The organism is Amycolatopsis sp. WAC 04197 (assembly GCF_003947475.1).
Classification (GTDB): domain Bacteria; phylum Actinomycetota; class Actinomycetes; order Mycobacteriales; family Pseudonocardiaceae; genus Amycolatopsis; species Amycolatopsis japonica.
Genome location: NZ_QHJK01000003.1, coordinates 203,643 through 226,881 on the forward strand (window position 1 = coordinate 203,643; position 23,239 = coordinate 226,881).

Sequence of the window (23,239 nt, forward strand, 5' to 3'; positions counted from 1 at the left end):
GTGGCAACGGGTCGGCGGGCTCCGCCAATGGTAGGAATGCCTGGTGACCGAACCGAATTTGATCGAAGCAGCAGCCGAAGAGGCAGTCACCCTCACCAGTGAACTGATCCGCATCGACACCACCAACACCGGTGACCCCGACACGCTGGTCGGTGAACGCGCCGCGGCCGAGTACGTCGCCGAGAAGCTCACCGACGCGGGCTACGAGATCACCTACGTCGAGTCCGGCGGCAAGGACCGCCACAACGTGATCGTCCGGCTGCCGGGCGCCGACCCCTCGCGCGGCGCGCTCCTGATCCACGGTCACCTCGACGCCGTCCCCGCCGACGCCTCGGAGTGGTCGGTGCACCCGTTCTCCGGCGCGATCCAGGACGACTACGTCTGGGGCCGCGGCGCGGTCGACATGAAGGACATGTGCGGGATGGCGCTCGCGCTGGCCCGTCACTACAAGATCAACGGCATCGTCCCGCCGCGTGACCTCGTCTTCGCGTTCCTGGCCGACGAAGAGGCGGGCGGCAAGTACGGCGCCCAGTGGCTGGTCGAGAACCGGCCGGAGCTGTTCGAGGGCGTCACCGAGGCGATCAGCGAGGTCGGCGGCTTCTCGATCACGCTGAAGGACAACGTCCGCGCGTACCTCATCGAGACGGCCGAGAAGGGCATCCGCTGGATGAAGCTGCGCGTGCGCGGCACCGCCGGCCACGGCTCGATGATCCACCGCGACAACGCCGTCACCAAGCTGTCCGAAGCCGTCGCCAGGCTCGGCAACCACCGTTTCCCCCTGGTCATGACCGACTCCGTCCGCGAGTTCCTGGACGGCGTCACCGAGATCACCGGCTGGGACTTCCCCGAGGACGACATCGAGGGTTCCGTCGCCAAACTCGGCAACATCTCCCGGATGATCGGCGCGACCCTGCGCGACACGGCGAACCCGACGATGCTCACCGCGGGCTACAAGTCGAACGTCATCCCCTCGGTCGCGGAGGCTTCGGTCGACTGCCGGATCCTTCCCGGGCGTCTCGAGGCGTTCAACGCCGAGCTCGAGGAGATCCTCGGCCCGGACATCGAGAAGGAGTGGATGGAGCTGCCGCCGGTCGAGACGACCTTCGACGGTGCCCTGGTCGACGCCATGACCAACGCGGTCCTCGCCGAGGACCCTGGCGCCCGCACGCTCCCGTACATGCTCTCCGGCGGCACCGACGCGAAGTCCTTCCAATCGCTCGGGATCCGCAACTTCGGGTTCGCCCCGCTGCAGCTGCCCGCGGACCTCGATTTCTCGGCGCTGTTCCACGGAGTCGACGAGCGCGTCCCGGTCGACGCGCTGAAGTTCGGCGTGCGCGTGCTCGACCGCTTCCTCCGTTCGGCCTGATGCCCGGTCTGCTGGCCGCCGACGGGACACCCCTGCATTTCGAACGCTGGGGTGATCCGTCGGCGCCGGTGACCGTCGTCCTCCTCCACGGGTACGCCCTCGACAGGCGAAGCTGGCGCGCCATCGCGCCGGTGCTGGCGGAAGCCGGGGAGAAGCCGGTCGCGGTGCTCGCCTACGACCAGCGCGGGCACGGCGAATCGGGCGAGGTCCGGGCCGCGTCGGCGACCATGGGGCACCTCGCCGACGATCTGGCCGAGGTGCTGGAGAAGGTGATCCCCGACGGCAAGGTCGTCCTGGTCGGCCACGACATGGGCGGCCTCGCGATCCTGTCGCTCGCCCAGCGCCACCCGGACGTCTTCGCGGCGAGGGTGGCGGGAATCGGATTGCTCGCGATGTCGGCGGGCGGTGTCACCCCGGACGCGATCTGGCCGAACGCGCTCGGCAAACTCGGCCGCGACCTGGAGATGGTCTTCGGGACCAAACTCATCGGCCTGGTGCGTGAGCACACGAGCAAGGCGGTGACCGCCGGGCTGCGGTGGTGGCTTTTCGGGGACGACCCGGTACCCGCCGACGTCGAACTGACGGTGCGGATGATCCGCGGCAACTGGCCGCAGACGGTGTCCGCGTTCCGACCGGCGCTGGACGCCTACACGCGGGAATCCGCGTTGTCGCAGGTCGGCGCGGTACCGGTGATCGCGATCGTGGGGGAGCGCGACAAGCTCGTGCCCACGGCGGACGTCGAGGAGCTGGCCGGCGCGGTGCAGAACGGGACGGCCGTGGTGCTGCCCGGGGTCGGGCACGTCGTCCCGCTGGAGGCGGCCCCGCAGGTGGTGCCTCGCTTGCTGGCCTTGGCGAACCGGGCGCACCGACAAGACCGACTTCCTTGACAAAAACTCTTTTCGGTGACACCTTCTTGGCATGTTCTCCGTTGCGGTGATCGAGGACGCGGAAGCGGCCGAAGTGTCGCTGGATCCGGTCCGGGCCAGGCTGCTCGCCGAACTCGCCGAGCCGGCGTCGGCCACGATGCTGGCCGCGCGGGTGGACCTGCCGAGACAGAAGGTGAACTACCACCTTCGCGCGCTGGAGAAGCACGGGCTGGTCGAGCTCGTCGAGGAGCGGCGGAAGGGCAACGTCACCGAGCGCATGATGCGCGCGACGGCGTCCTCGTACGTCATCTCGCCGACGGCGCTCTCGGCCGTGCAGCCCGATCCGGCGCAGTCACCGGACCGGCTGTCCGCACGCTGGCTGCTCGCGGTGGCAGGCAGGCTGGTCCGCGACGTCGGCCTGCTGATCACGGGTGCGACCAAGGCGCGCAAGCGGGTCGCGACCTTCGCGATCGACGGCGAGGTGCGGTTCTCCTCCGCCGCGGACCGGGCCGCGTTCGCCGAAGAGCTCACCGTCGCGATCACGAATCTGGTGAGCAAATACCACGACGAGGGCGCCGAACAGGGCCGCGACCACCGGATCGTCGTCGCCGTCCACCCGAGCGTCAAAACCGAGGAGCGCTGAGTGGGTCACGAATTCGAGATCACCGACCGCCTCGAGGTCGACGCGACGCCCGAACAGGTCCGGGACGCCATCGCGACCGGACCGGGGATCACGTCGTGGTTCATGGGCCGCAACGAGGTCGACGGCGGCGTCGGCGGAACCGTGAAGACCGCGTTCGGCGGCTACGAACCCACGTCGGCGATCACGTCCTGGGACCCGCTGGAGCGGCTCGTCTACGGCACGGAACCCGCGCCGGACGGACGGTTCGTCGCGTACGAGTTCCTCATCGAAGGCCGCTCCGGCGGCAGCACCGTACTGCGGACCGTGACGAGCGGCTTCCTGCCCGGCGACGACTGGGAAGACGAGTTCGAGGCGATGACCGCGGGTGGTGAGCTGTTCCTCCGCACCCTCGTCGAGTACCTCAACCGGTTCGCCGGCCGGAAGGGCGTGCCGGTGACGGTGTTCGGGCCGATGATCGGGGACTGGGACAGCGCGTGGCTGAAGCTGGGCCGGGAGCTCGGCCTCGCGGGGCGGCCGGGAACGGGGGACCGGGTCCGGCTTTCGACCGACTCGGTGTCCACTGTGGAGGGCGAGGTCTATCTCGCGAACTCGCAGACGGTCGGCATCCGGACCGCGGACGCTTTCCTGCGCTTCGTGCGCGGGTTCGCCGGGCCGATGGTCGCGATGCATCACCTGTTCGGCGATGTCGACGCCGCGGAACAGGACGGGATCTGGGGCGACTGGCTGGGCCGGGTCTTCAAGAGCTGAAGGGGCCTTTCGCCGCATCTCATGCGGTGAAGGACGCTTTCCTCGCGCGTGCCAAGTACGTGAAGGCCCCCTTCACTGCGCTAGACGCAATGAAGGGGGCCTTCACGTACTACAGGCGACCACCCGACGGCACGGAGCCGTTCGGGAGGGCCCACAGCATCCGCCGGCTCTCAGGTGATGAGGCCGGGCAGCGGCGTAGCGGTGCGCTTCCGGCGCAACCACACCCTCCGGGTCCCGTCCGAGTAGAGCCGGACGGTCGAAAGCTCCCAGCCGGCGAACTCGGCGTGGATCGACAGCTGCGTCGCCGCCGCCCGCCGCGAAACACCAGGAGGCAGCTGCAGCCGCCGGTACTCCCAATCCCCTTCGACCACCGCCTCGTCCACCACTGTCATGGCGTGATCACCTGGATCCCTTCTCCGATGGCCGAGCCGACGACCACGCGGCCGCCCTGCTCGTCGACGGTGACCGAATCTGGCTGCCGCACGGTGGGGAACCGGTGCTTCTCGATCGGCTCTCCACCGCGGACGTCGAAACCGACGACCTCGTTGCGTTCGGTGAGCGTGACCCAGGCGAGGCCGCGCGTGCGGTCGTAGGCGATGCCGTACGCCCCGCCGGGAACGGGATAGCGCTGGCGCAACAGCAGCGGCGTCGTGGAGAACGCCAGCAGGGCGCCCGCCCGCGCGTCGGTGACGAAGACGCGGCCGAGATCGTCGGTGACGGCATTGGCCGCGCCGTCACCGGCTCGCAGGCCTTCGCCGATCTTGCCCTCGGCGAGGTCGACAGCGAAGAGGGCAGTGCGGAGCTTGTCGAGCACGACCACACCGTCACCGGTGTTCAGCACGTCGTCGGCGCTGTAGATCTGCCCGGTGATGGTCCTCGGTCCCGCGTTCTTGGACAGCACCTCGACGGCCTTGCGGTCCCGGACTGACACCAGCGTCGCGTCGCCGTCGGCGAGGCCGGCCGACGGCTGCCCCGCGACCGGGACCGTCTCCAGCGCGCCACCGGGCAGGGAGACCTTCGCCAGGAGACTCTTGTCCGGGACGCTGGCGAGTACCTGGGAGCCCGAGACCGTCAGGCGCTCGGCAGGAGCGGGCAAAGCCACCGTCGTCTTCGGGGCGTCCAAGGCGGCGAGATCGTAGATACGCAGCGACGGCGGCTCCGAGACGGCGACGACCAGCGACTTGCTCGCCTCGTCGGTCGCCAGGGCCCGCACCCCCGGCGCCGCGAACACCGAACCGGCGGGTTTGACGGTCACGGCGGGGGAGACCGCCGCGGTCGCCGCGACGGGGTTCTGCACGATCTGCAAGGAGTCGTTCGGCGTGTCGTCCGTACCGCAGGACGAAAGCACCAGGACACCGGCGAGCGGGATCGCGATCCGGGAAACGGCGGACAGCCGACCCACCTTGGTGCCTCCACCTGCTATTCGTCGAACGGACCTGTCCAGCATCCTCCTGGAACTCCACCACGTCACGTCAGCGTCACCCAACAGTCACCTAATCCAGTATTCGAGACGGCTCAGAGGCCGCGTTCCGGGTACCCGACCTCGATCGCGCTGACGTCGTCGAGCGCCGAGCGGATGGCGGGCGGGAGCGTGATGTCCTCGGCGGTGAGCGAACCGGTCAGCTGGCCGGTGTCACGGGCTCCGACCACGGGTGCGACCACTCCGGGCCGGTCGCGGACCCAGGCCAGCGCGACCGCCAGCGGCGAGGTGCCGAGGCCGTCCGCGGCGGTCGCGACCGCCTGCACGATCCGGGCCGCGCGATCGGTCCGGTGATGTTCGACATAGCCCGCGAAAACGCTCGAAGCGCCGCGCGAATCGGCGGGCGTCCCGCTGCGGTACTTGCCGGTGAGCACGCCCCGGCCGAGCGGCGCCCACGGCAGGAGCCCGATGCCGTGGTGTTCAGCCGCAGGAACGACCTCACGATCGACGCCGCGCTCCAGCAGCGAGTACTCGACCTGCGTCGAGACCAGCGGGGCGACGGCGGCACTGCGGGCCGCGGCGGTCGCCAGCTGCCAGCCCGAATAGTTGGAGACGCCGACGTAGCGGACCTTTCCGCTGGTCACGGCGTATTCGAGGGCGGCGAGCGTCTCGTCGACCGGCACGGTGGTGTCCCAGGCGTGCAGCTGCCAGAGATCGATGTGGTCGGTGCCGAGCCGTCGCAGCGAGCCTTCGAGCGCGCTCAGCAGGGCACCGCGCGAGGCTCCGCCGCCGAACGGGCCGTCGGTCCGGCGGGCGACGGCCTTGGTGGCGAGCACGATGTCGTCGCGGGGGACCAGGTCGCCGAGCAGCGCGCCCAGGACGCGTTCGCTCTCGCCCTCGCCGTAGATGTCGGCGGTGTCGACCAGGGTGCCCCCGGCGTCGACGAACGCGACCAGCTGGCTGGCCGCCTCCTCCGAGTCGGTGTCGCCACCCCACGTCATGGTCCCGAGGGCCATCCGCGAGACCCGAAGTCCCGACCGGCCGAGCTGTCGCTTTTCCACGACGGGCGAGCCTAGCCGGAAGGCAAGTGCGGGTCGCGGAGCAGGTGAGCGTGTCGTGATCGAGTACCACCGTGCGGGTCATCGGCTGTCAACACCCTGAACGGAGGAGTGACACTCCGATGGATACATTCACGCCGTGCGACTCGGACTGAACTTGGGCTATTGGGGCGCGGGGAACGACGCGGCCAACCTGGCATTGGCGAAGAAGGCGGACGAACTGGACTACGCGGTCGTCTGGGCCGCGGAGGCCTACGGTTCGGACGCGCCGACGGTGCTCTCATGGGTGGCGGCGCAGACCTCACGGATCGACGTGGGCAGCGCGGTGTTGCAGATCCCCGCGCGGACACCGGCGATGACCGCGATGACCGCCGCGACCCTGGACACGCTTTCCGGCGGCCGGTTCCGCCTCGGCCTCGGTGTTTCCGGCCCGCAGGTCTCCGAGGGCTGGCACGGCGTGAAGTTCGCGTCGCCGCTCGGCCGCACGCGCGAATACGTCGAGATCGTCCGCAAGGCGCTGAGCCGCGACCGCGTCCGATACGACGGCGACCACTTCCAGCTGCCGCTGCCCGGCGGGCCCGGCAAGGCGCTGACCCTGACCGTGCACCCCGTGCGCGAAGAGATCCCCGTGTACCTGGCCGCCATCGGCCCGAAGAACCTCGAACTGACCGGCGAGATCGCGAACGGCTGGCTGCCGGTCTTCTATTCGCCCGAGCACGCCGGTGAGCAGCTGAAGCTGATCCAGTCCGGGGCGGACAAGGCCGGGCGCTCCCTCGACGGCTTCGACGTCGTCCCCACCGTCCCGCTCGTGGTCGGTGACGACTGGAAGGTCTGCGCCGACGCGGTCCGCGGGTACGCGGCGCTGTACATCGGCGGGATGGGCAGCCGCGAGAAGAACTTCTACAACCAGCTCGCCTGCCGGATGGGTTTCGAGCGCGAAGCGGCCGATGTGCAGCAGAAGTACCTGGGCAAGGACTACGAAGGCGCCATGGCGGCCGTTCCGCTGGAGTTCATCGACGCGACGTCGCTGCTGGGGCCCAAGGAGCGCATCGCCGAGCGGATGCAGGCCTTCGCGGAGTCCGGCGTCACGACGCTGACCGTCGCGCCCGCCATGCCGGATCCCGAGGGCTCCGCACACGCCCTCGAGGTCGCAGCCGAAGCCGTCGAATCGGCCGGTGTCGCCTGATGGGATGGTTCGAAGCACTGGTCCTCGGGCTCGTCCAGGGCCTCACGGAGTTCCTGCCGATCTCGTCCAGCGCGCATCTGCGGATCACCGCGGCGCTCGCCGGCTGGGACGACCCGGGCGCCGCGTTCACCGCGGTGACCCAGATCGGCACCGAACTCGCGGTCATCCTGTACTTCTCGTCGAAGATCGGGAAGATCCTCCGCGCCTGGTTCTTCTCGATCTACAAGAAGGACTGGCGGCAAGACCCCGACGCCCGGCTGGGCTGGCTGATCATCGTCGGCTCGCTGCCGATCGTGGTGCTGGGCCTGCTGCTGCAGGACGCCATCGACGAAACCTTCCGTGACCTGCGGATCACCGCGACCACGCTGATCGTGTTCGGCCTGATCCTCCTGGTGGCCGACCGCATCGGGAAGCAGGAGCGCACCCTCGACCACCTGACCGTGCCGCACGGTCTCGGCTTCGGGTTCGCGCAGGCGCTGGCGCTGATCCCGGGTGTCTCGCGTTCCGGTGGCACCACCAGCGCCGGGCTGCTGCTCGGCTACACCCGCGCGGAAGCGGCGGAATACTCCTTCCTGCTGGCGCTGCCGGCGGTGTTCGGCTCGGGCCTGTACAAGCTGACCGACATCGGCAAGGACGGCGCCCCGGCGCAGTGGGGGCCGACGATCCTGGCGACGTTGGTCGCGTTCGGCGTCGGGTACGCGGTCATCGCGTGGCTGATGTCGTACATCAAGACCAAGAGCTTCGTGCCGTTCGTGATCTACCGGCTCGTGCTCGGCGCGCTGCTGTTCGTTCTGATCTTCACCGGTGTCCTGGACCCCCAGGAGGGCCCGCACCTGTAACCCTCCCGCATTTAGTCCTCTGGATGCGGTCCTTGCACGCGCAAGTACCGCATCCAGAGGACGAAACGCGGGGAGGGGGCAAAGCACGACACGTAGGGTGGGCCACGTGAGTACTGTGATCCTTCTGCGCCACGGCAAGTCCACGGCGAACGGTTCGGGTGTCCTGGCCGGGCGCACGCCCAAGGTCGGACTGGACGACACCGGCCGGGCGCAGGCGGCCGCGCTCGTCGAGCGTCTGGCGCCGGTCCCGCTCGCCGAGCTGGTGGTCTCGCCGATGCTCCGCTGCCGCCAGACGGTCGCGAAGCTGGCCGAGGCACGCGGTCTGGACAAGGTCAAAGAGCCCGGTTTGTCCGAAGTGGACTACGGCGAATGGACCGGGCGCGCACTCAAGGATCTGGTCAAGGAACCACTCTGGCGGGTCGTGCAGGCGCATCCGTCGGCCGCGGTCTTCCCCGGCGGCGAAGGGCTCGCCGAGATGCAGGCGCGGTCGGTCGCGGCCGTTCGCGCGCATGACGCCCGGATCACCGAAAAGTACGGCGAGAACGCGGTGTGGCTCTTATGCAGCCATGGCGATGTGATCAAGGCGATCCTCGCCGACGCGCTCGGCCAGCATCTCGATTCCTTCCAGCGGATCGTGGTCGACCCGGCGTCGGTTTCGGTCGTCCGGTACACCGAGACTCGTCCGTTCGTGTTGCGCGTCAACGACAACGGCGGCGACCTCGCCGGTATCGCCCCACCGCCGCCCAAGGCGAAAACCAAGCGTGGCAAGGGAAAACAGAGCTCCGACGCGGTGGTGGGCGGTACCACCGGAGCGTGACCACTCCCGTCCGCGGTGTCACGCCACGGACGGCATCCACCGGCCCCTCACTGCCCGTAAGGTGGCCAGAACAGCAGATTCGACGACCCGGGAGCAACACCGATGATTTCGCAGGACAACCCGTTCGCCGCGCCGAGTGAGCTGCCCTACGCCCTTCCGCCGTTCGACCGGATCGCCGACGAGCACTTCCTTCCCGCCTTCGAAGCGGGCCTTGCCGAGCACGCCGCGGAAATCGAAGAGATCGCCAACTCCGCGGAGCCGCCGACCTTCGAGAACACGATCGTCGCGCTCGAGAAGTCCGGCAGGCTGCTGTCCCGCGTGTCCAGCGTGTTCTTCAACCTCGCCGGATCGAACGCGAACGACGAGATCCAGCGCGTGCAGGCCGAAATGGCGCCGCGACTGGCCGCGCACGCCGACGCCATCAACCTGAACCCGGCGTTGTTCGCCAGGATCAACTCCTTGTTCGAGCGCAAGGACGAACTCGGCCTCGACACCGAGTCGCTCCGCCTCCTGGAGCGGCACCACACCGACGTGCGCCGTGCCGGCGCCGGGCTGCCCGAGGCCGACCAGAAGCGGCTGCGCGAGCTGAACGAGCAGCTTTCGACGCTGTCGACCCGCTTCCAGCAGAATCTGCTCAAGGACACCAACGAACTCGCCGTGGTCGTCGACGACGTCGCGGAGCTCGCGGGACTGGGCGAGGACGAGATCGCCACCGCCGCCGAAACCGCCGGTGAGGAAGGCAAGTACGTCCTCAAGCTGACCTTGCCGACGGCGCAGGCCGCGTTGGCCTCGCTGGAGGATCGCGCGCTGCGCGAGCGGATCTTCACCGCGTCGGTCTCGCGCGGCAACCGGGGCAACGAGTCCGACAACAACGAGGTCGTGGCCGAACTGGTCCGCCTGCGCGCCGAGCGGGCCGCCGTACTCGGCTTCCCCGACCACGCGTCGTACGTCATCGAGGACGAGACCGCGAAGACCGCTCAGGCCGCTGTCGGGCTCCTGGAACGTCTCGCGCCGGTCGCGGTCGCCAACGCCAAGGCGGAGGCCGAAGAACTGCAGCGCTACCTCGAAGCCGACATCCCCGGTGCGATCCTGCGCCCGTGGGACTGGGCGTTCTACGCCGAACGCGTGCGCAAGGACCGCTTCGAGGTCGACACCGCGGCGCTGCGCCCGTACTTCGAGCTGAACCGCGTGCTGACCGACGGCGTGTTCTTCGCCGCGTCGAAGCTGTACGGCCTGAGCTTCACCGAGCGGGAGGACCTGCCGAAGTATCACCCCGAGGTCCGCATCTTCGAGGTCTTCGACGCCGACGGCTCGGAACTCGGCCTGTTCCTGCTCGACTACTACGCCCGCGACTCCAAACGCGGCGGCGCCTGGATGAACAACTTCGTCGACCAGACGAAGCTCCTGGGCACGAAGACGGTCGTGGTGAACGTGCTCAACGTCGCCAAGCCGCCGGCGGGCGAGCCGACCCTGCTGACCTTCGACGAGGTCGTCACCGCGTTCCACGAGTTCGGGCACGCGCTGCACTCGCTGCTTTCCGACGTCGTGTACCCGATGTTCTCCGGTACCAACGTCCCGCGTGACTTCGTCGAGTACCCCTCGCAGGTCAACGAGATGTGGATGCTGTGGCCGGAGGTGCTGGCCAACTACGCCAAGCACCACGTGACCGGCGAGCCGCTGCCGCAGGAGCAGATCGACAAGCTCCTGGCCTCCCAGCAGTACGGCGAGGGCTTTTCGACCACCGAGTACCTCGCGGCGTCGCTCCTCGACCAGGCGTGGCACGCCCTGGGCACCGAGGACAACGTCGACGACGTCCAGCGGTTCGAGGCCGAGGCGCTGACCAAGGCCGGGGTCGCGCTGGAAGCGGTGCCGCCGCGCTACCGCACCACCTACTTCGCGCATATCTTCAGCGGCGGCTACAGCGCCGGGTACTACTCCTACATCTGGAGCGAGGTCCTCGACGCCGATACCGTCCAGTGGTTCCGCGAAAACGGCGGGCTCTCCAGGGAGAACGGCGACCACTTCCGCCGCGAACTGCTCGGGCGGGGCGGCAGCGTCGACCCGATGGCCGCCTTCCGCGCGTTCCGCGGCCGTGACCCGGAGATTGAGCCGCTGCTGAAGCGCCGCGGCCTCGCCGGGGCCTGACCCTCCTGACGGTCTCCCCGCCCGGACACCCCCAGTGCCCAGGCGGGGAGACCGCGTTCAGGCGGCGAGTTCGGTGACGGCCGCGACGACGTCGTCCACTTCCCGCTCGGTGTTGTAGTAGTGCGGGCTCAGCCGCAGGCACCAGTCGACGTCCTTGTCCCCGAAGTCGAACTGCGCGAACTCCCGGTAGCTGAGCGCCGAGTTGATCCGCCTGCCGTCCATCGCCGCCTTGAAGGGCACGGCTTCCCAGCCCTTGATGGAGAACGTCACCAAGGCACCCAGTTCCGGCCCCCGGTCGAGCACTTCGACGCCCGCGATCGCGCGGAGACCGTCCCGCAGCCTGGCCGCGAGCGCGGGGGTGCGTCGTGAGATCGCCTCCAGGCCGACCTCACGGGCATACCGCGCCGCCGTCGCGCAGCCGAGCACGGTGGCGTAAGGGAACTCCCATTCTTCGAACCGGGAAGCCGACTTCGCGGGTTCGTACACGCCGGGCGCGGTCCATCGGGCGCCGTGCATGTCGATGAACAGCGGCTCGTGCCCGGCTTCGAGGAACCGGTCGGAGACGAATAGGAACCCAGAACCGCGCGGACCACGCAGGAATTTGCGGCACGTCGAGGTGAGCAGGTCGGCGCCGATCTCTTCGACGTCGATGGGGTACTGGCCGATCGACTGGCAGGCGTCGACCAGGTACAGCAGGCCGAGCTCCCGGCAGTGCCGCCCGATCTCGGCGACCGGCTGGACGAGCCCCGAGTTGGTCGGGATGTGCGTGGCGGCGACCAGTTTCGGTTTCCTCGTGCGCATCAGGGCCGCCATGGCCTCGACGTCGACCCCGCCTTCCCGCGTGTCCGGCGCGTGCACGATCTCGACGCCGAACCGCTTCCGCAGCGACAGGAAGGCGATCTGGTTGGAGATGAAGTCGTTGCGGGTGGTGAGCACGACGTCGCCGGGTTCGAACCGGATCGACGAAAGCGCGGTGGAGTAGGCGTGGGTGGCGCTCGCCGCGAAGGCGATGTTGCGCGGCCGCGCGTTGATCAACGCGGCGATCTCGCGGTAGAAGCCCGCGACCTGATCCGACCGTGCCGCTGCGGCCTCGTAGCCGCCGAACTCGGCTTCGAGATTCAGATGATCGAGCATGGCGGCCAGTACCGGCTTCGCCAGGAGTCCGCAGCCCGCGTTGTTGAAGTGGACGACCTTCTCGCTACCCGGGGTATCGGCCCGCAGCGCTGGAACGTCCAGTAGTGATTCCGTGCGATTTTCAGTAGCACTATCATGGTCTTTCATGTCGGATAGTAGCACTTCCGCCCTCGTTCTCCAGCTGCGTTCCCTGATCCGCACGGCGGCCGCGGGGGACCGGTTGCCCAGCAGCCGGGAGCTGATCGAGCGTTACCGAGTCGGCCCGGTGACCGTCTCGCGCGCGATCGCTCTGCTGGCGGCCGAGGGCGCTGTCGTGACCCGACCCGGAAGCGGGACGTATGTGGCTGCCAGGCCGTCGACGGCGGACGGGCCACTCGACACGGCATGGCAGACCGTCGCGCTGACCGATCGCAGCGTCGACACCACCTCGCTCACCGGCGTCCTCGGCCCGCCGCCGGAGGGCGCGATCCTCCTCGACGGCGGATATCCACACCGATCACTGCAGGCGACCCGTTTCCTGAGCGCTGCGCTCGCACGGGCGGGGCGCCGTCCGGATTCCTGGGATCGGGCCCCCGCTTCCGGGCTGGCCGCGTTGAGGTCGGTGTTCGCGGGGCCCGCCGGTGCGTCACCGGACGACGTCCTGATCACCGCCGGCGGTCAGAGCGGGCTCTCCATGGCGTTCCGGGCGATCGCGGCGCCCGGCAGCCCGGTCCTCGTCGAATCGCCGACCTATCCGGGAGCGCTCGCCGCCGCGCGGGCGGCGGGGCTCCGCCCGGTGCCGGTTCCCCTCGACGACGACGGGGTCCGGCCGGATCTGCTGGCGGAGGCGTTCGCGATGACCGGCGCCCGGCTCTTCTACTGCCAGCCCACGTTCCACAACCCGACCGGGACCGTGCTCACGGCGGAACGCCGCACTCAGGTGCTCGAGGTGGCGCGGGCGGCGGGCGCTTTCGTGCTGGAGGACGACTTCGCGCGGCACCTCGCCTACGGAGTCACGGCACCGCGTCCGCTGATTACCGACGATCGCGACGGTACGGTCGTCCACCTGACGTCGGTGACCAAAGCCGCCGCACCGAGCCTCCGGATCGGAGCGCTGATCGCGCGTGGACCCGTTCTCGACCGGATGAAGGCGATCCGGCGGGTCGACGACTTCTTCGTCTCCCGTCCGCTGCAGGAAGCGGCTCTCGAACTGCTCAGCGCGCCGTCCTGGGAACGTCACCTGCGGAAGCTGGGCTCGGAACTGCGGCAGCGATGCGGAAAGGCGGTCGCGGCGCTGGCGGGGGAGTGTCCTGAGTGGACTGTGGCGCGGTTGCCCGAGGGTGGGTTGCATCTGTGGGTGCGGCTGCCGGCGGGGAGTGACGCGAACGCGGTCGCCCGCGCGGCGAGGGAGCGGGGAGTCGTGGTGGGGGCGGGGGACCGGTTCTTCGCCGCCGAACCGGCCGGACCGTTCCTCCGGCTCGGCTTCGCCGCCGCGGCCGACGGCGCCGAGCTCGTCGAAGGCGTCAAGCGGCTCCGTTAAGTGTATAACGACCTATACGGTGGGGCTCAGGCCAAAATTGCGTCAAGCAACAGATAAACACCACCGCCGAGGACGACACCGGCGGCCATCCCGGCTGTGACCTCGGCTTTGGTGTGGTCCCCGAGTTCGACGCGGGACCAGCAGACCCAGCCGACGCCGAGGAAGACCAACGCGAGCCAGGGGCCGTAGACACGGATCAGCATCACGGCCGCGCCCGCCGCCACCATCGCGTGCATCGAGATCTTGAACTCGAGCCCGAAGGTGATCGCGAGCGCGGCCACCAGGCAGACGAGTTCGGCGGCCGCGAGCGCGATCATCTCGTGCGGGGCGCCGCCGGCGATCAGGACGACGAAGCCTGCGGTCAGCGAGCCGATGCAGACCGCGAACGGGATGAGCCGCCCGGCGCGATCGGTGACGTGGTGGCTGTCCCACTTGCCCTTCCTGGCGCCGCGCACGATCACGGCCATCGGGATCAGCGAGCCGGTGACGCCGACGACGAGACCCCAGAGCACCGTCTCGCCGACGTGGTATCCGGTGACCTTCCAGGCGACGATCAGCGGGAGACCGAGCACCCAGACCCAGGGAGCGAGCACCTCGGTCGCGATCCGCGCGAGCCGTCGGCGGGTCCCGGGGGCTTCCGTGGTCTGGGTCGGCATCGCGTGTGGTCTCCTCGGGAATCGTGGCCGGAGCGGCTCCTGCCGGACTCGCGCCCGGCAGGAGCGGTGATCATCGTTCCAGACCCCGGCGGCCCGCCCGCGCGAGGATGTCCGCGCCCGCCGGGTCCGCCCGGACAGCCTCGTCGAAATTCTCCTTGGGCAGCACAGTGTTCCTCGCCACGGTCACCGTCTCGGGTGGGGTGTCGTAGCCGTCGGGCAGGACGTCCCAGAAGTTGCCGATGAAGGCGACGTTCTCCATCGGCGGGCCCACCTGGAGCACGATCGGGGTGTCGGCCCGGTGGACGATGTTGCCGAGGACGGTGACCCATGCCGCGCCGTAGTCGGTGTAGAGGCCGAAGTTGTACGAGGTGAGGACGTCGCGGACGACGTTGCCGCGGACCAGCGCCCCGCCGGCGAACGACGAGCCCTGCGGGGCCGACAGGTAGATCCCGCCGCCGTCCATGAGCTTGCCCATGCTGCGCTCGACGAGATTCGAGATCACCTGCGTGCCCTTGGCGCGCTCGCCGCCGGTGATCACGATGCCGTTGTGCGGGACGTCGTGGATCTCGTTGTGTGCCAAGGACGTCTCCGCGGACTCGACGACGAGGACGGCGGGCGAACCGCGGTACTCGGTGCCGATGTGATGGACGAGGTTGTCTTCGACCGCGATCCGGGTGCTCGTGTGGACGGCGATCCCGCTGCCCGAGATCTCGTCGAAGACGTTCGCCAGGATCCCCACGTCGGTGGCGTCCTCGATCAGCAGGCCTCCCGCGCCGAGCCGGGTGAAGTGGTTGCCTTCCAAGGAGACCCGGCTGACCGACGTGAGGCTGACGTTGGCGGGCAACTGGACCGGCTCGGCGGGCACGTGGACGTAGCCCACGTCCGCACCGAGGTCGATTTTCTGGAAGTCGCCCCGTTCGTAGCGTGCGTTGCCGTGGTAGTGCAGGTAGCCGCCGGTGCGAGTGGGGCCGGACCAGGTCGCGTCGGCGAAGGTGAAGCCGCGCAGCACGAGGTCGTGGACGCCTTGTCCGCTGATGAGCGTTTCGAGCACCGGAGCGACGACGTTGGTCGCGTTGAGCTTCTCGCCTGGGCGCGGGCGGTAGTGCAGGACGTGATCGCCTGTGTCGGTGCGGCGGACGGCGAAGGTTCCCGGTTCGGTCAGGAAGGCCACGTTGTTCTCGAGCGTGGACGGTGCGGCCAGGCCGTCCCAAGCGCCGTCGCCACCGGCGCCGTACCACTTGGCGTCGTAGAGGGATTTGGCGTTGTCGAAGGCGGGCTGAGCCATCGTGATCGTGGTCGAGGAGGCGTCACCGGAGATCGACGCGACCGCGATCCGGGCTTCGGACCACGGGTAGACGCCCGGGTACACGAACTCCAGCCCGGAGGGGGCCGGCCACGACTGAGGAACCACGCTGTCCGTGACGTAACCGGCGTGTGTTTTCGTCACGTTTCCCGGGAGTCCGTCCGTGCGGGCTGCTCGGGTCGCGGGCTTGCCGTCGACGGTGAGCCGCCGCGGTGCCAGGTCGCCGATCGGTGCGGTCCAGACGCCGTCGTCGCCTGTCGACCAGCCGGTGATCTCGCGGCCGCCGGTCAGTTCCACCTTTGCCTGGTCGGCTGTTCCGTAGCCGTGGGCCTGGTAGATCACGCGGAAGCCGTTCGAGCCGGAATCGCCCTGTGTGTCAGTGAAAGAAAGGGGCTCGTCCAGTCGGTAAACGCCCGTCGCGAAGGAAACGACGACGTCGCCGGTCATGGTGGCCGTCGCGGCGCGGACCGCCTTCTGAGCGGCTTTCGGTGTGGCGAACGGCTGGTCGGCGGTCCCGGGCCAGTCGTCGCTGCCGTCCGGGGATACGAAGAACCTGATTTCGGGCATGCTGAAGCGCTCCTGCGAGAGGTATATGGGATATACTGAGGTTTATCAGCTAAACACGAACGAGCGAAGAGCGTCAAGGAGCAGCGGGTGGCGGAAGACGACGCGCAGCCGGATCCGGAGCGTGCGATCGAACTGCTGTGGGGGACGTCCGAGCCGGAGCGGCCCGGATTGAGTCTCGGCCGGATCGTCGCGGCGGCTGTCGAGGTCGCGGACGCCGAAGGGCTCGCCTCACTGTCGATGCGCAAGGTCGCGGAACGGTTCGGCACCACCACCATGTCGCTCTACCGGTACGTCCCCGGCAAGGCGGAACTGGTGGAACTCATGCGTGACGCGGTGTACGGCGAGTTCCCGATGGAGTCTTCGGACGGGCTCGGCTGGCGGGCAGGCCTCGAACGGTGGGCGCGGCGGGCCCGGGAGATGTACGACCGGCATCCGTGGCTGGTCCACAGCGCCGGGTCCCGCCGCCTGCCGGGGCCGAACATCATGGCCGGCTACGACCACGCGCTGGACGTGGCCTCGCGTAGCGGTCTGGCGCCGGCGCAGGTGATCGCGGTGGTGAACCTGGTGGGCGGATTCGTCGAGTCGGCCGCGCGTCAGGCGGGGGAGGCCGCGGAACTCCAGCGGCGCACGGGGGTGACCCATGAGCGTTGGTGGAGCGAGCGCGAGTCGCTCTTCGAGCGTCTGGACCGCTATCCGGCGCTGGAGCGGCTGTGGAAGGCCGGGGGAATGGATGCTCCGCTGGACGCCTTCGAGTTCGGGCTGCGCCGGACCCTCGACGGTATCGAGGCGCTCATCCAAAGCCAGGGGAGTGAGGTAATCAGTGACGAAAACGGGGGAGGGGAGTGCGTCGTCTGCGGTAAGCCTTTGGACGGGGGAGGGCGAGGCCGACCTCGGGACTACTGCTCGCGGGCGTGCCAGCAACGCGCCTACCGGCGTCGTCAGTCTCAAAGTGTATAACGACCTATTCAGCCGAGCTTGGAACAAGATCAACTTCAGGCTCGGGGTAAAACCCGCAAAGACTGTCGGGGGCTCTGGCTAGGGTTGTCCGGTGATCACCGAAGTCTTGCTGGAGCAGCTGGAAGAGGACGCCTCGTCGTCTGTGCTCTTCCAGGGTTTTCTGGAGCCCGGAGCACAGGCGGCCCAGGCGCTGCTCGTGCTGGGGAAGGTCGCCCGCACCCGGTTCTGGATGCCTCCGTCCATGGTGAACCGGCTGATCGCCGAGTCCGATCCGGTGTTCACCGCGGATCGGACGACGCTGCGCGCGGAGGCCTTTTCGCCGTGCTGTGGCTTGTACGCCAGGCTGGATCTTCTGGAAGCGGGTGACCTCGGCGAGGGGTGCACCAATGTGGACCTGTCCGAGGCGACGCGAACCGTTCTGGCCGGGGTCGTCGCCCAGGATCCATTGCATCTGACCGTTCGTGGCGAGGGAATCCGGCTCCGCACGCTCGACGGGCAGAACGACGAGTCCGTGGTGCCGTTGCCGGATCGCTGGGTGTCCGGTTTCGCCGAGGTCGCCGCCGTCACGGCGGGAGCGGTCGAGAAGGCGGAGCTGGACAAGGCGGAGGCGCGGAACTTCTTGCGGAGGCTGCCCACCTCGGTCGGCAAGTCTTGGGCGGTGGCGTCGGGTCGTGGGCTGCGGCTGACGTCACGGCCGGGACGCGATTCGATCCCGGCGACCGGGCTCCATCGGTTGCGGGTCGTCGAGCCGCTCGTCCGGTTCGCTCAGGGGCTGACCGTCTACACGCGACCGGACAGCGAGGTCGCGACCTGGGTGCTCCGGTTGGAGCGAGCGCGGCTCGTCGTCACGTTGTCCCCGGAGCCGTCCCGGGGTTTCTCGGGTGAAGGCGGTTGGCTGAACGCGCTGGCGGCGGGTCTCGATGCGCCGGAACTCGTCGCGGGCCGCGCCGGGCACGACGTCGTCGACGGCACGTGGTTCCCGCGCGAGCTGCCGAGCGGGGCGGCTCCGGCGAACGGCCGGCTGGCGAAAGCCCGTGAGCTGCTCGCCGCCGGAGCCGTCCAGAGGTTGCCGGACGGTGGCTACGAGATCACCCGTGCCGGCTCGGTGCAGCGCGTCCGGCTTTCGCCCGCCGGCTGCACGTGTGCGTGGTGGGCCAAGCATCAGGAGAACCGGGGGCCTTGTTCGCATGTGCTGGCGGCCCGGATGTCAGCCGCTGAGTCGTGATGCCGCCTTCGCCGCTTTCGAACTGCCCTTGAAACCGGTGAGCCACTCCTTCGTTTCGGCGCTGATCGTGCCCGCGCCGCGGTCCACGAGGTCCGCGGCGAGTTCCAGCAACGCGAAGATGCCGCGGTGTGAGGGCGCCAGCTTCGGCAGCAATGTGTCCAGTGTGGACAGTACGGCGATCGGATGTTCGTTCGCGATGACCGAGAGCCGGGGTGCCAGTCGCGTGATGATGAGCTGCGGCCCGAGTACGCCCAACGCCTCGCCGAGTGCGCGAGGGCCGAGCATCCGACGGTCCAGCAGGGTCAGCACGGCGTCCGTGCCGAGTTGGACGGCGGCGGGGCGTTTCAGCGCGAGGGTGGTGGCGAGGAGCATCGTGCCGGGGATGCCCGGGACCGAGGGGCTGTCGAGGAACGGAGGCAGCGCGGCCTTCTCCACGGGATAGCCGACTTCGATGTCGTTGAAGTACAGGTTTCCGGCGACGGTGGCTTCGAGGTGGTCGCGGTCGTAGGGCGAGGAGACCGCTTCGTGGCATTCGGTGAAGCCGAGCCACTCGGGGGCCCGGTTCTCGAAGAGCACGCCCAGCCAGGGAACTTCCGGCACGGCGGGTTCCGGGGTTCGTTCGATGTCCAGTGTGTTCGAGCCGTAGTCGGTAAGGCCGGCTTTCAGTGTCCAGGTGATCGGCGGTCCGGGTTCGCCGCGGAGTGCGGCGGCGGGGTCGGCGGATTCGGGGTGCCGGGCGCGGGCTGCGGCGAGGGCGGTCCAGCCGGTGTCGTCGATGGCCGGTCCGCCGAGGGCGTAGCGGATGGTGTCGGCGTGCGGTCCGGTGAGTTCCGCGGCGAGCGCGAGGGCCGCGGGTCGCGTGTCGGGGGCGAGGCGGAGCAGTGCGTCGGCCACGTCGTCTTCGGTCGCGTCGGGATGTTCGAGCATGCGGGCGACGAAGACGACGGGGTCGAGCCAGCCGCCTTGATGAGTGGCGGCGGAGACGGGGACGGCGGTGCCTTCGAGCAGGGCGGTGATCCGGTGGTGGAGGGGGCGGCGCCAGCCGTCGACCTGAGGTAGAGGGGCGACGTCACGGCCGGCGAGGCCGAGGACGAGCGTGGCGATCATCTTCGGTACCGCCGCGCTGTACTGCTGGGCGGCGATTCGCGCGGCGCGTTTCACCAGCGGTTTGAGGGCGTCCTGGAGTTCGGCGGCGACACGGTGGGCCCCGTCGAGGGCGGCCAGGAGGAGGTCGGCCTGGTCGGGGTCGGCGAGCAGGGAGGAGAGGGCTTCGGCGACCGCGGCCGGGGTGTCGGGGACTTCGAGCGGGATGGTGAGTGTTGTGCGCTCGTCCCACGGTGTCCGGGTGGGTTCCGGGTACTCGGTGGTCTCGATGACGGGCGGCGCCTCAGGGGTGACACCGAGCCGGGCGGTGGCGATGGCGCGGACGTCGGAGGCGTCGTGGGTGATCGCCGCTTCGAAGACTACGTTGGCGAGGTCGGTGAGCTCGGGTCGCCGGTCGGCGATACGGCCTGCGAGTTTGAGTGCGAGTTTGGCGGTGGCGGCGCCGCGTCCGGCCGCTGCGGCGGGAAGATGCTGGAGCGCGACTTCGTCGTCGAGCGTGCCCTGTTTGTCCACAAGGGACAGTGCTTTGACGGCGAAGGAGACGGTGCGGGGGAGGCTGCTTCCGCACAGGCGGGCGTAGCGGTGCTGCGCCGCGGTGCGTTCGTCCGGGGTGGGGGCGAGCGCTTCGTGGAGTGCGGCGTACCACTGGGCGCGGAAGGCGGCGAAGTCGCGGGCGAGGACGTCGAGGGTGAGGTCGAGGAGCCGGGTGCGGTCGAGTTCGCCGGTTCCGGTGAGTTCGATCAGTGCGGTGGACCATTTGTCCTCGTCGCGGACGTACTTGTCGAAGGCGGCGAAGCTCCCGTCGCCGTTGCCTTCGATCGTGAGCAGTTCCCAGATCTCGGTGAGGGCGTCGCGTTCGGTCCGGAGCCGTTCGGCGAGTGGTTTCCCGCCGAAGCGTCCGGCCCAGCGGAACCAGCCGGCGTGGTATTCCGGTGTCCGGATGGGTTCGAGGTCGCCGTCGAGGACCATGCGGCGGATGGCTTCCCAGGCGGTGTGGTGGCCGATCATGCGTAACGCGATCGTCTTGCGTTCGGTGAGCGAGCGGTCCTGCAGGACGCGTTCGAGGATCGTGGGCGAGGCGATCCAGAGTTTGCGCAGCAGGGGGTCGCTCGCGGGGAGTGCGGTCCAGAGGGCGGTCGCGGCTTGCTGGGCCCTGAGCGGGTTGCGGGCGCCGTAGGTGTCGGGCTTGATCTCGACGAACTCGCGGCTGTCCTTGAAGGCGACCAGAAGCTCGGGGACGAGGGCTTTCCGCTCGGCTTGGGAAAGCTCAAGGGCCCTGGTGAGGACTTCCGAGGGCTGGCCGGTGAGGAGCTCGTCGAGGTGCACGGGTCCATTGTGTCGTGTGTGGTGAGGCCGGTTCGCCCTGGCTCTCACTGAAGTGCGGCGAGCCTGCCGAATCCGTCTTCCCCGTGTCCGGCGTCGATGGCTCGCCGGACTTCGGCGCGGGCGGCGGACAGGACGCCGTTGTCGAGGTCTTGCGCGCGGATCGCGTCGAGGATGTGGTCCATCGTCGCGGCTGTGGAGTGGAGGGTGCCCGCGTCGCCGGAGTAGTTTCCGGTGGCGACCTGTTCGGCGAGCAGGTCGATCATGGCGGGGAAGAAGCCGAGGAGTGCCTTGGCGTGTTCGGCGATGTCGGCGGCCGCGATGCCTTCCGCCTTGGCGAGCGCGAACATGTGGATCACGCCGCTCATCGACGTCCAGAGCATGTCCTGCAACGACGCGTCGAACGCGGCGGCCCGGCCGGGGGAGTCGCCGACGTACAGCGCGTTCTCGCCGAGCGCGGCCAGTGTGGGCCGGTGTGTTTCGTAGACGTCGGCGGGGCCGCTGAAGAACAGGGCGGCGTCCGGGCCGCCGATGGCGTCGGTGGTCGCCATGATGACGCCGTCGAGGTAGTCGATGCCGTGTCCGGCGGCCCATTCCGCCATCGCGCGGGCCTGTTCCGGTGAGCCGCCGCTGAGGTTCACCAGGGTGCGGCCTTTGAGTGCGTCGGTGTCGAGGATCGATCGTGCGACGGCGTAGTCGCGCACGCAGACGATCACGAGCGGTCCGGCCGTGATCGCTTCGGCGGCGGTCGCGGCGACGGCGGCGTCGAGGCCTTTTTCCTTGCCAGGACTGCGATTCCAGACGGTGGTGGGGTGGTCGGCGGCGATGAACGCGGCGGCGAGGGCGTACCCCATGGGGCCGAGTCCGAGGACGGTCACGGTGGTCATGGCGGCTAAGCTAAACCTTGACATTGACGTAAGAGTCAAGTCCGGGGAGTGCGGATGCGGATCGGGGAACTCGCGCGGCGGACCGGCGTCAGCGAGCGCGCGTTGCGGTACTACGAGGAGCAGGGTCTGCTCACCCCGGAGCGGCGTCCGAGTGGTTATCGCGTCTACGGGGACGCCGACGTGGCGGCGGTGCGGCGGATCAGGATCCTGCTCGGGGCCGGGCTGAACACGGCGCAGATCCTGGAGATCCTGCCCTGCATCGTCGATGAAGACGGCTGGTTGACCCCCGATTGCCCGGAGCTGGTCGAAGCCCTGCGGGAGCAGCGTGCCCGGATCGACAGCGCGATCGACGAGCTGGAGAGCACCCGAGCGAACCTCGACACGATCATCGGCCGCGAAAAGGCGGCCGTGTCCCGGGGGACACGGCCGCCTTCGTGAGGTGGTTCAGGCTCAGATGAGGCCGAGCTTCTTCACCGCGTCGCGCTCTTCGGCCAGCTCGTTGACCGAAGCGTCGATGCGGGCACGGGAGAAGTCGTCGATCTCCAGGCCCTGGACGATCTTGTACTCGCCGTTCGCGGCGGTGACCGGGAACGAGGAGATCAGGCCCTCCGGGACACCGTAGGAGCCGTCGGACACGACCGCCGCCGAGGTCCAGTCACCCTCGGGGGTGCCGTTGACCCAGGTGTACACGTGGTCGATCGCCGCGGAGGCGGCCGACGCCGCGGAGGACAGGCCGCGAGCCTCGATGATCGCCGCGCCGCGCTTGGCGACGGTCGGGATGAAGTCGTCGGTGAGCCAGGCCTGGTCGGTGATGACCTCGGTCGCGGCCTTGCCGGACACCTCGGCGTGCGCGATCGACGGGTACTGGGTCGCGGAGTGGTTGCCCCAGATCGCGACCTTCTTCAGCTCGGTCACCGGTACGCCCAGCTTCTTGGACAGCTGCGCGAGGGCGCGGTTGTGGTCGAGGCGGGTCATCGCGGTGAAGCGGTCGGCCGGGACGTCGGGCGCGTGCGCCTGGGCGATGAGGGCGTTGGTGTTGGCCGGGTTGCCGACGACGAGGACCTTGATGTCGCTCGCCGCGCCGGCGTTGATGGCCTCACCCTGCGGCTTGAAGATGCCACCGTTGGCCTCGAGCAGGTCGCCGCGCTCCATGCCCTTCGCGCGGGGACGGGCGCCGACGAGCAGGGCGACGTTCGCGCCCTCGAAGGCCTGCTTCGGGTCGTCGAAGATGTCGATGCCCGACAGCAGCGGGAACGCGCCGTCTTCGAGTTCCATCGCGGTGCCCTCAGCCGCCTTGACCGCCTGCGGGATCTCCAGGAGCCGCAGCTTCACCGGGGTGTCCGGGCCGAGCAGCTGACCGGACGCGATGCGGAAGAGCAGCGCGTAGCCGATCTGGCCGGCCGCACCGGTGACGGTGACGTTGACAGGGGCTTGGGTCATTGCGGTTCTCCAGCTTGAGGCGACATCGACTTGTACC

At 69.2% G+C, this 23,239-nt stretch carries 21 protein-coding genes; 12 read left to right on the top strand and 9 right to left on the bottom strand.

Translation table 11 applies throughout. From position 1 onward, the window contains the following. Positions 1-43 precede the first annotated feature (43 nt). From DMC64_RS14030 to DMC64_RS14045, 4 genes are read left to right on the top strand one after another with little or no spacing between them, the layout of a single operon-like run. Positions 44-1,366 (top strand): M20/M25/M40 family metallo-hydrolase, encoded by a 1,323-nt coding sequence (locus DMC64_RS14030; RefSeq protein WP_037338283.1) that lies wholly within the window; start codon positions 44-46, stop codon positions 1,364-1,366. Then, a complete protein-coding gene (locus tag DMC64_RS14035; protein ID WP_125733854.1) occupies positions 1,366-2,253 on the top strand; it encodes an alpha/beta fold hydrolase in 888 nt (295 codons plus the stop codon). Before DMC64_RS14030 ends, DMC64_RS14035 begins: the two co-directional genes overlap by 1 nt. A gap of 31 nt (positions 2,254-2,284) precedes the next feature. Further along, complete coding sequence (locus tag DMC64_RS14040) at positions 2,285-2,875, top strand: helix-turn-helix domain-containing protein (protein WP_125695063.1); 591 nt, start codon at positions 2,285-2,287, stop codon at positions 2,873-2,875. Further along, positions 2,876-3,622, top strand: a complete 747-nt coding sequence (locus DMC64_RS14045; protein ID WP_125733855.1) for an SRPBCC domain-containing protein — start codon at positions 2,876-2,878, stop codon at positions 3,620-3,622. A gap of 170 nt (positions 3,623-3,792) precedes the next feature. Here the strand turns inward: DMC64_RS14045 and DMC64_RS14050 are convergent, their stop codons facing one another. From DMC64_RS14050 to DMC64_RS14060, 3 genes are all read right to left on the bottom strand, one after another. Then, a complete protein-coding gene (locus DMC64_RS14050; RefSeq protein WP_016334446.1) occupies positions 3,793-4,014 on the bottom strand; it encodes a DUF5703 family protein in 222 nt (73 codons plus the stop codon). Continuing rightward, the gene (locus tag DMC64_RS14055; RefSeq protein WP_125733856.1) at positions 4,011-5,024 is read right to left on the bottom strand and encodes a YncE family protein; all 1,014 of its coding nucleotides are present in this window, start codon (positions 5,022-5,024) and stop codon (positions 4,011-4,013) included. The genes DMC64_RS14050 and DMC64_RS14055 overlap by 4 nt, the downstream gene beginning before the upstream one ends. A gap of 113 nt (positions 5,025-5,137) precedes the next feature. After that, on the bottom strand, positions 5,138-6,103 hold the full coding sequence (locus tag DMC64_RS14060; RefSeq protein ID WP_037338267.1) for an aldo/keto reductase: 966 nt from the start codon (positions 6,101-6,103) through the stop codon (positions 5,138-5,140). Positions 6,104-6,239: 136 nt separating this feature from the next. On the opposite strand from DMC64_RS14060, the gene DMC64_RS14065 reads away from it, so the two are divergent. From DMC64_RS14065 to DMC64_RS14080, 4 genes are all read left to right on the top strand, one after another. Then, positions 6,240-7,286, top strand: a complete 1,047-nt coding sequence (locus DMC64_RS14065) for an LLM class F420-dependent oxidoreductase (protein WP_125733857.1) — start codon at positions 6,240-6,242, stop codon at positions 7,284-7,286. Further along, positions 7,286-8,125, top strand: a complete 840-nt coding sequence (locus tag DMC64_RS14070) for an undecaprenyl-diphosphate phosphatase (protein WP_037311927.1) — start codon at positions 7,286-7,288, stop codon at positions 8,123-8,125. The genes DMC64_RS14065 and DMC64_RS14070 overlap by 1 nt, the downstream gene beginning before the upstream one ends. A gap of 106 nt (positions 8,126-8,231) precedes the next feature. Then, a complete protein-coding gene (locus DMC64_RS14075) occupies positions 8,232-8,942 on the top strand; it encodes a histidine phosphatase family protein (protein ID WP_038523332.1) in 711 nt (236 codons plus the stop codon). Positions 8,943-9,044: 102 nt separating this feature from the next. After that, positions 9,045-11,087 (top strand): M3 family metallopeptidase, encoded by a 2,043-nt coding sequence (locus DMC64_RS14080; RefSeq protein ID WP_037338260.1) that lies wholly within the window; start codon positions 9,045-9,047, stop codon positions 11,085-11,087. 57 nt (positions 11,088-11,144) lie between these two features. On the opposite strand, the gene DMC64_RS14085 is transcribed toward DMC64_RS14080, so the two are convergent. After that, positions 11,145-12,368, bottom strand: coding sequence for an aminotransferase class V-fold PLP-dependent enzyme (locus DMC64_RS14085; protein WP_125733858.1), 1,224 nt, complete (start codon positions 12,366-12,368; stop codon positions 11,145-11,147). Between DMC64_RS14085 and DMC64_RS14090 the strand changes: the two genes are divergently transcribed. Beyond that, positions 12,367-13,740, top strand: a complete 1,374-nt coding sequence (locus DMC64_RS14090) for a PLP-dependent aminotransferase family protein (protein WP_125733859.1) — start codon at positions 12,367-12,369, stop codon at positions 13,738-13,740. The genes DMC64_RS14085 and DMC64_RS14090 overlap by 2 nt on opposite strands. 26 nt (positions 13,741-13,766) lie before the next feature. Here the strand turns inward: DMC64_RS14090 and DMC64_RS14095 are convergent, their stop codons facing one another. Both DMC64_RS14095 and DMC64_RS14100 read right to left on the bottom strand, forming a co-directional pair. Next, on the bottom strand, positions 13,767-14,396 hold the full coding sequence (locus DMC64_RS14095; protein ID WP_125733860.1) for a hypothetical protein: 630 nt from the start codon (positions 14,394-14,396) through the stop codon (positions 13,767-13,769). Positions 14,397-14,466: 70 nt separating this feature from the next. Beyond that, on the bottom strand, positions 14,467-16,266 hold the full coding sequence (locus DMC64_RS14100) for a right-handed parallel beta-helix repeat-containing protein (protein WP_125733861.1): 1,800 nt from the start codon (positions 16,264-16,266) through the stop codon (positions 14,467-14,469). Between the two features lie 87 nt (positions 16,267-16,353). Here DMC64_RS14100 and DMC64_RS14105 point away from each other — a divergent pair, with 87 nt between their 5' ends. Both DMC64_RS14105 and DMC64_RS14110 read left to right on the top strand, forming a co-directional pair. After that, positions 16,354-17,223: a TetR/AcrR family transcriptional regulator C-terminal domain-containing protein gene (locus DMC64_RS14105; protein ID WP_125733862.1), complete on the top strand. Its 870-nt coding sequence runs from the start codon at positions 16,354-16,356 to the stop codon at positions 17,221-17,223. A gap of 91 nt (positions 17,224-17,314) precedes the next feature. Further along, positions 17,315-18,448 (top strand): SWIM zinc finger family protein, encoded by a 1,134-nt coding sequence (locus tag DMC64_RS14110; protein WP_125733863.1) that lies wholly within the window; start codon positions 17,315-17,317, stop codon positions 18,446-18,448. On the opposite strand, the gene DMC64_RS14115 is transcribed toward DMC64_RS14110, so the two are convergent. Further along, positions 18,431-20,878, bottom strand: a complete 2,448-nt coding sequence (locus tag DMC64_RS14115; RefSeq protein WP_125733864.1) for a DUF6493 family protein — start codon at positions 20,876-20,878, stop codon at positions 18,431-18,433. The genes DMC64_RS14110 and DMC64_RS14115 overlap by 18 nt on opposite strands. Before the next feature lie 44 nt (positions 20,879-20,922). After that, positions 20,923-21,762: an NAD(P)-dependent oxidoreductase gene (locus DMC64_RS14120; protein ID WP_125733865.1), complete on the bottom strand. Its 840-nt coding sequence runs from the start codon at positions 21,760-21,762 to the stop codon at positions 20,923-20,925. Between the two features lie 54 nt (positions 21,763-21,816). Here DMC64_RS14120 and DMC64_RS14125 point away from each other — a divergent pair, with 54 nt between their 5' ends. After that, positions 21,817-22,200 carry a MerR family transcriptional regulator gene (locus DMC64_RS14125; RefSeq protein ID WP_125733866.1) on the top strand — a complete coding sequence of 128 codons (384 nt, stop codon included), beginning with the start codon at positions 21,817-21,819 and terminating at the stop codon, positions 22,198-22,200. Between the two features lie 12 nt (positions 22,201-22,212). Here DMC64_RS14125 and DMC64_RS14130 read toward each other — a convergent pair whose 3' ends face one another. Further along, positions 22,213-23,202 (bottom strand): malate dehydrogenase, encoded by a 990-nt coding sequence (locus DMC64_RS14130; protein ID WP_037338241.1) that lies wholly within the window; start codon positions 23,200-23,202, stop codon positions 22,213-22,215. Between the last annotated feature and the right edge of the window lie 37 nt (positions 23,203-23,239).

Bases quoted from the DNA above. Each gene is read 5' to 3' on its own strand.
- DMC64_RS14040 (WP_125695063.1), top strand. From the start codon at position 2,285: ATGTTCTCCGTTGCGGTGATCGAGGACGCGGAAGCGGCCGAAGTGTCG.
- DMC64_RS14125 (WP_125733866.1), top strand. From the start codon at position 21,817: ATGCGGATCGGGGAACTCGCGCGGCGGACCGGCGTCAGCGAGCGCGCG.
- DMC64_RS14100 (WP_125733861.1), bottom strand. From the start codon at position 16,266: ATGCCCGAAATCAGGTTCTTCGTATCCCCGGACGGCAGCGACGACTGG.
- DMC64_RS14090 (WP_125733859.1), top strand. From the start codon at position 12,367: ATGTCGGATAGTAGCACTTCCGCCCTCGTTCTCCAGCTGCGTTCCCTG.
- DMC64_RS14130 (WP_037338241.1), bottom strand. From the start codon at position 23,202: ATGACCCAAGCCCCTGTCAACGTCACCGTCACCGGTGCGGCCGGCCAG.
- DMC64_RS14085 (WP_125733858.1), bottom strand. From the start codon at position 12,368: ATGAAAGACCATGATAGTGCTACTGAAAATCGCACGGAATCACTACTG.
- DMC64_RS14050 (WP_016334446.1), bottom strand. From the start codon at position 4,014: ATGACAGTGGTGGACGAGGCGGTGGTCGAAGGGGATTGGGAGTACCGG.
- DMC64_RS14035 (WP_125733854.1), top strand. From the start codon at position 1,366: ATGCCCGGTCTGCTGGCCGCCGACGGGACACCCCTGCATTTCGAACGC.
- DMC64_RS14070 (WP_037311927.1), top strand. From the start codon at position 7,286: ATGGGATGGTTCGAAGCACTGGTCCTCGGGCTCGTCCAGGGCCTCACG.
- DMC64_RS14080 (WP_037338260.1), top strand. From the start codon at position 9,045: ATGATTTCGCAGGACAACCCGTTCGCCGCGCCGAGTGAGCTGCCCTAC.
- DMC64_RS14095 (WP_125733860.1), bottom strand. From the start codon at position 14,396: ATGCCGACCCAGACCACGGAAGCCCCCGGGACCCGCCGACGGCTCGCG.
- DMC64_RS14120 (WP_125733865.1), bottom strand. From the start codon at position 21,762: ATGACCACCGTGACCGTCCTCGGACTCGGCCCCATGGGGTACGCCCTC.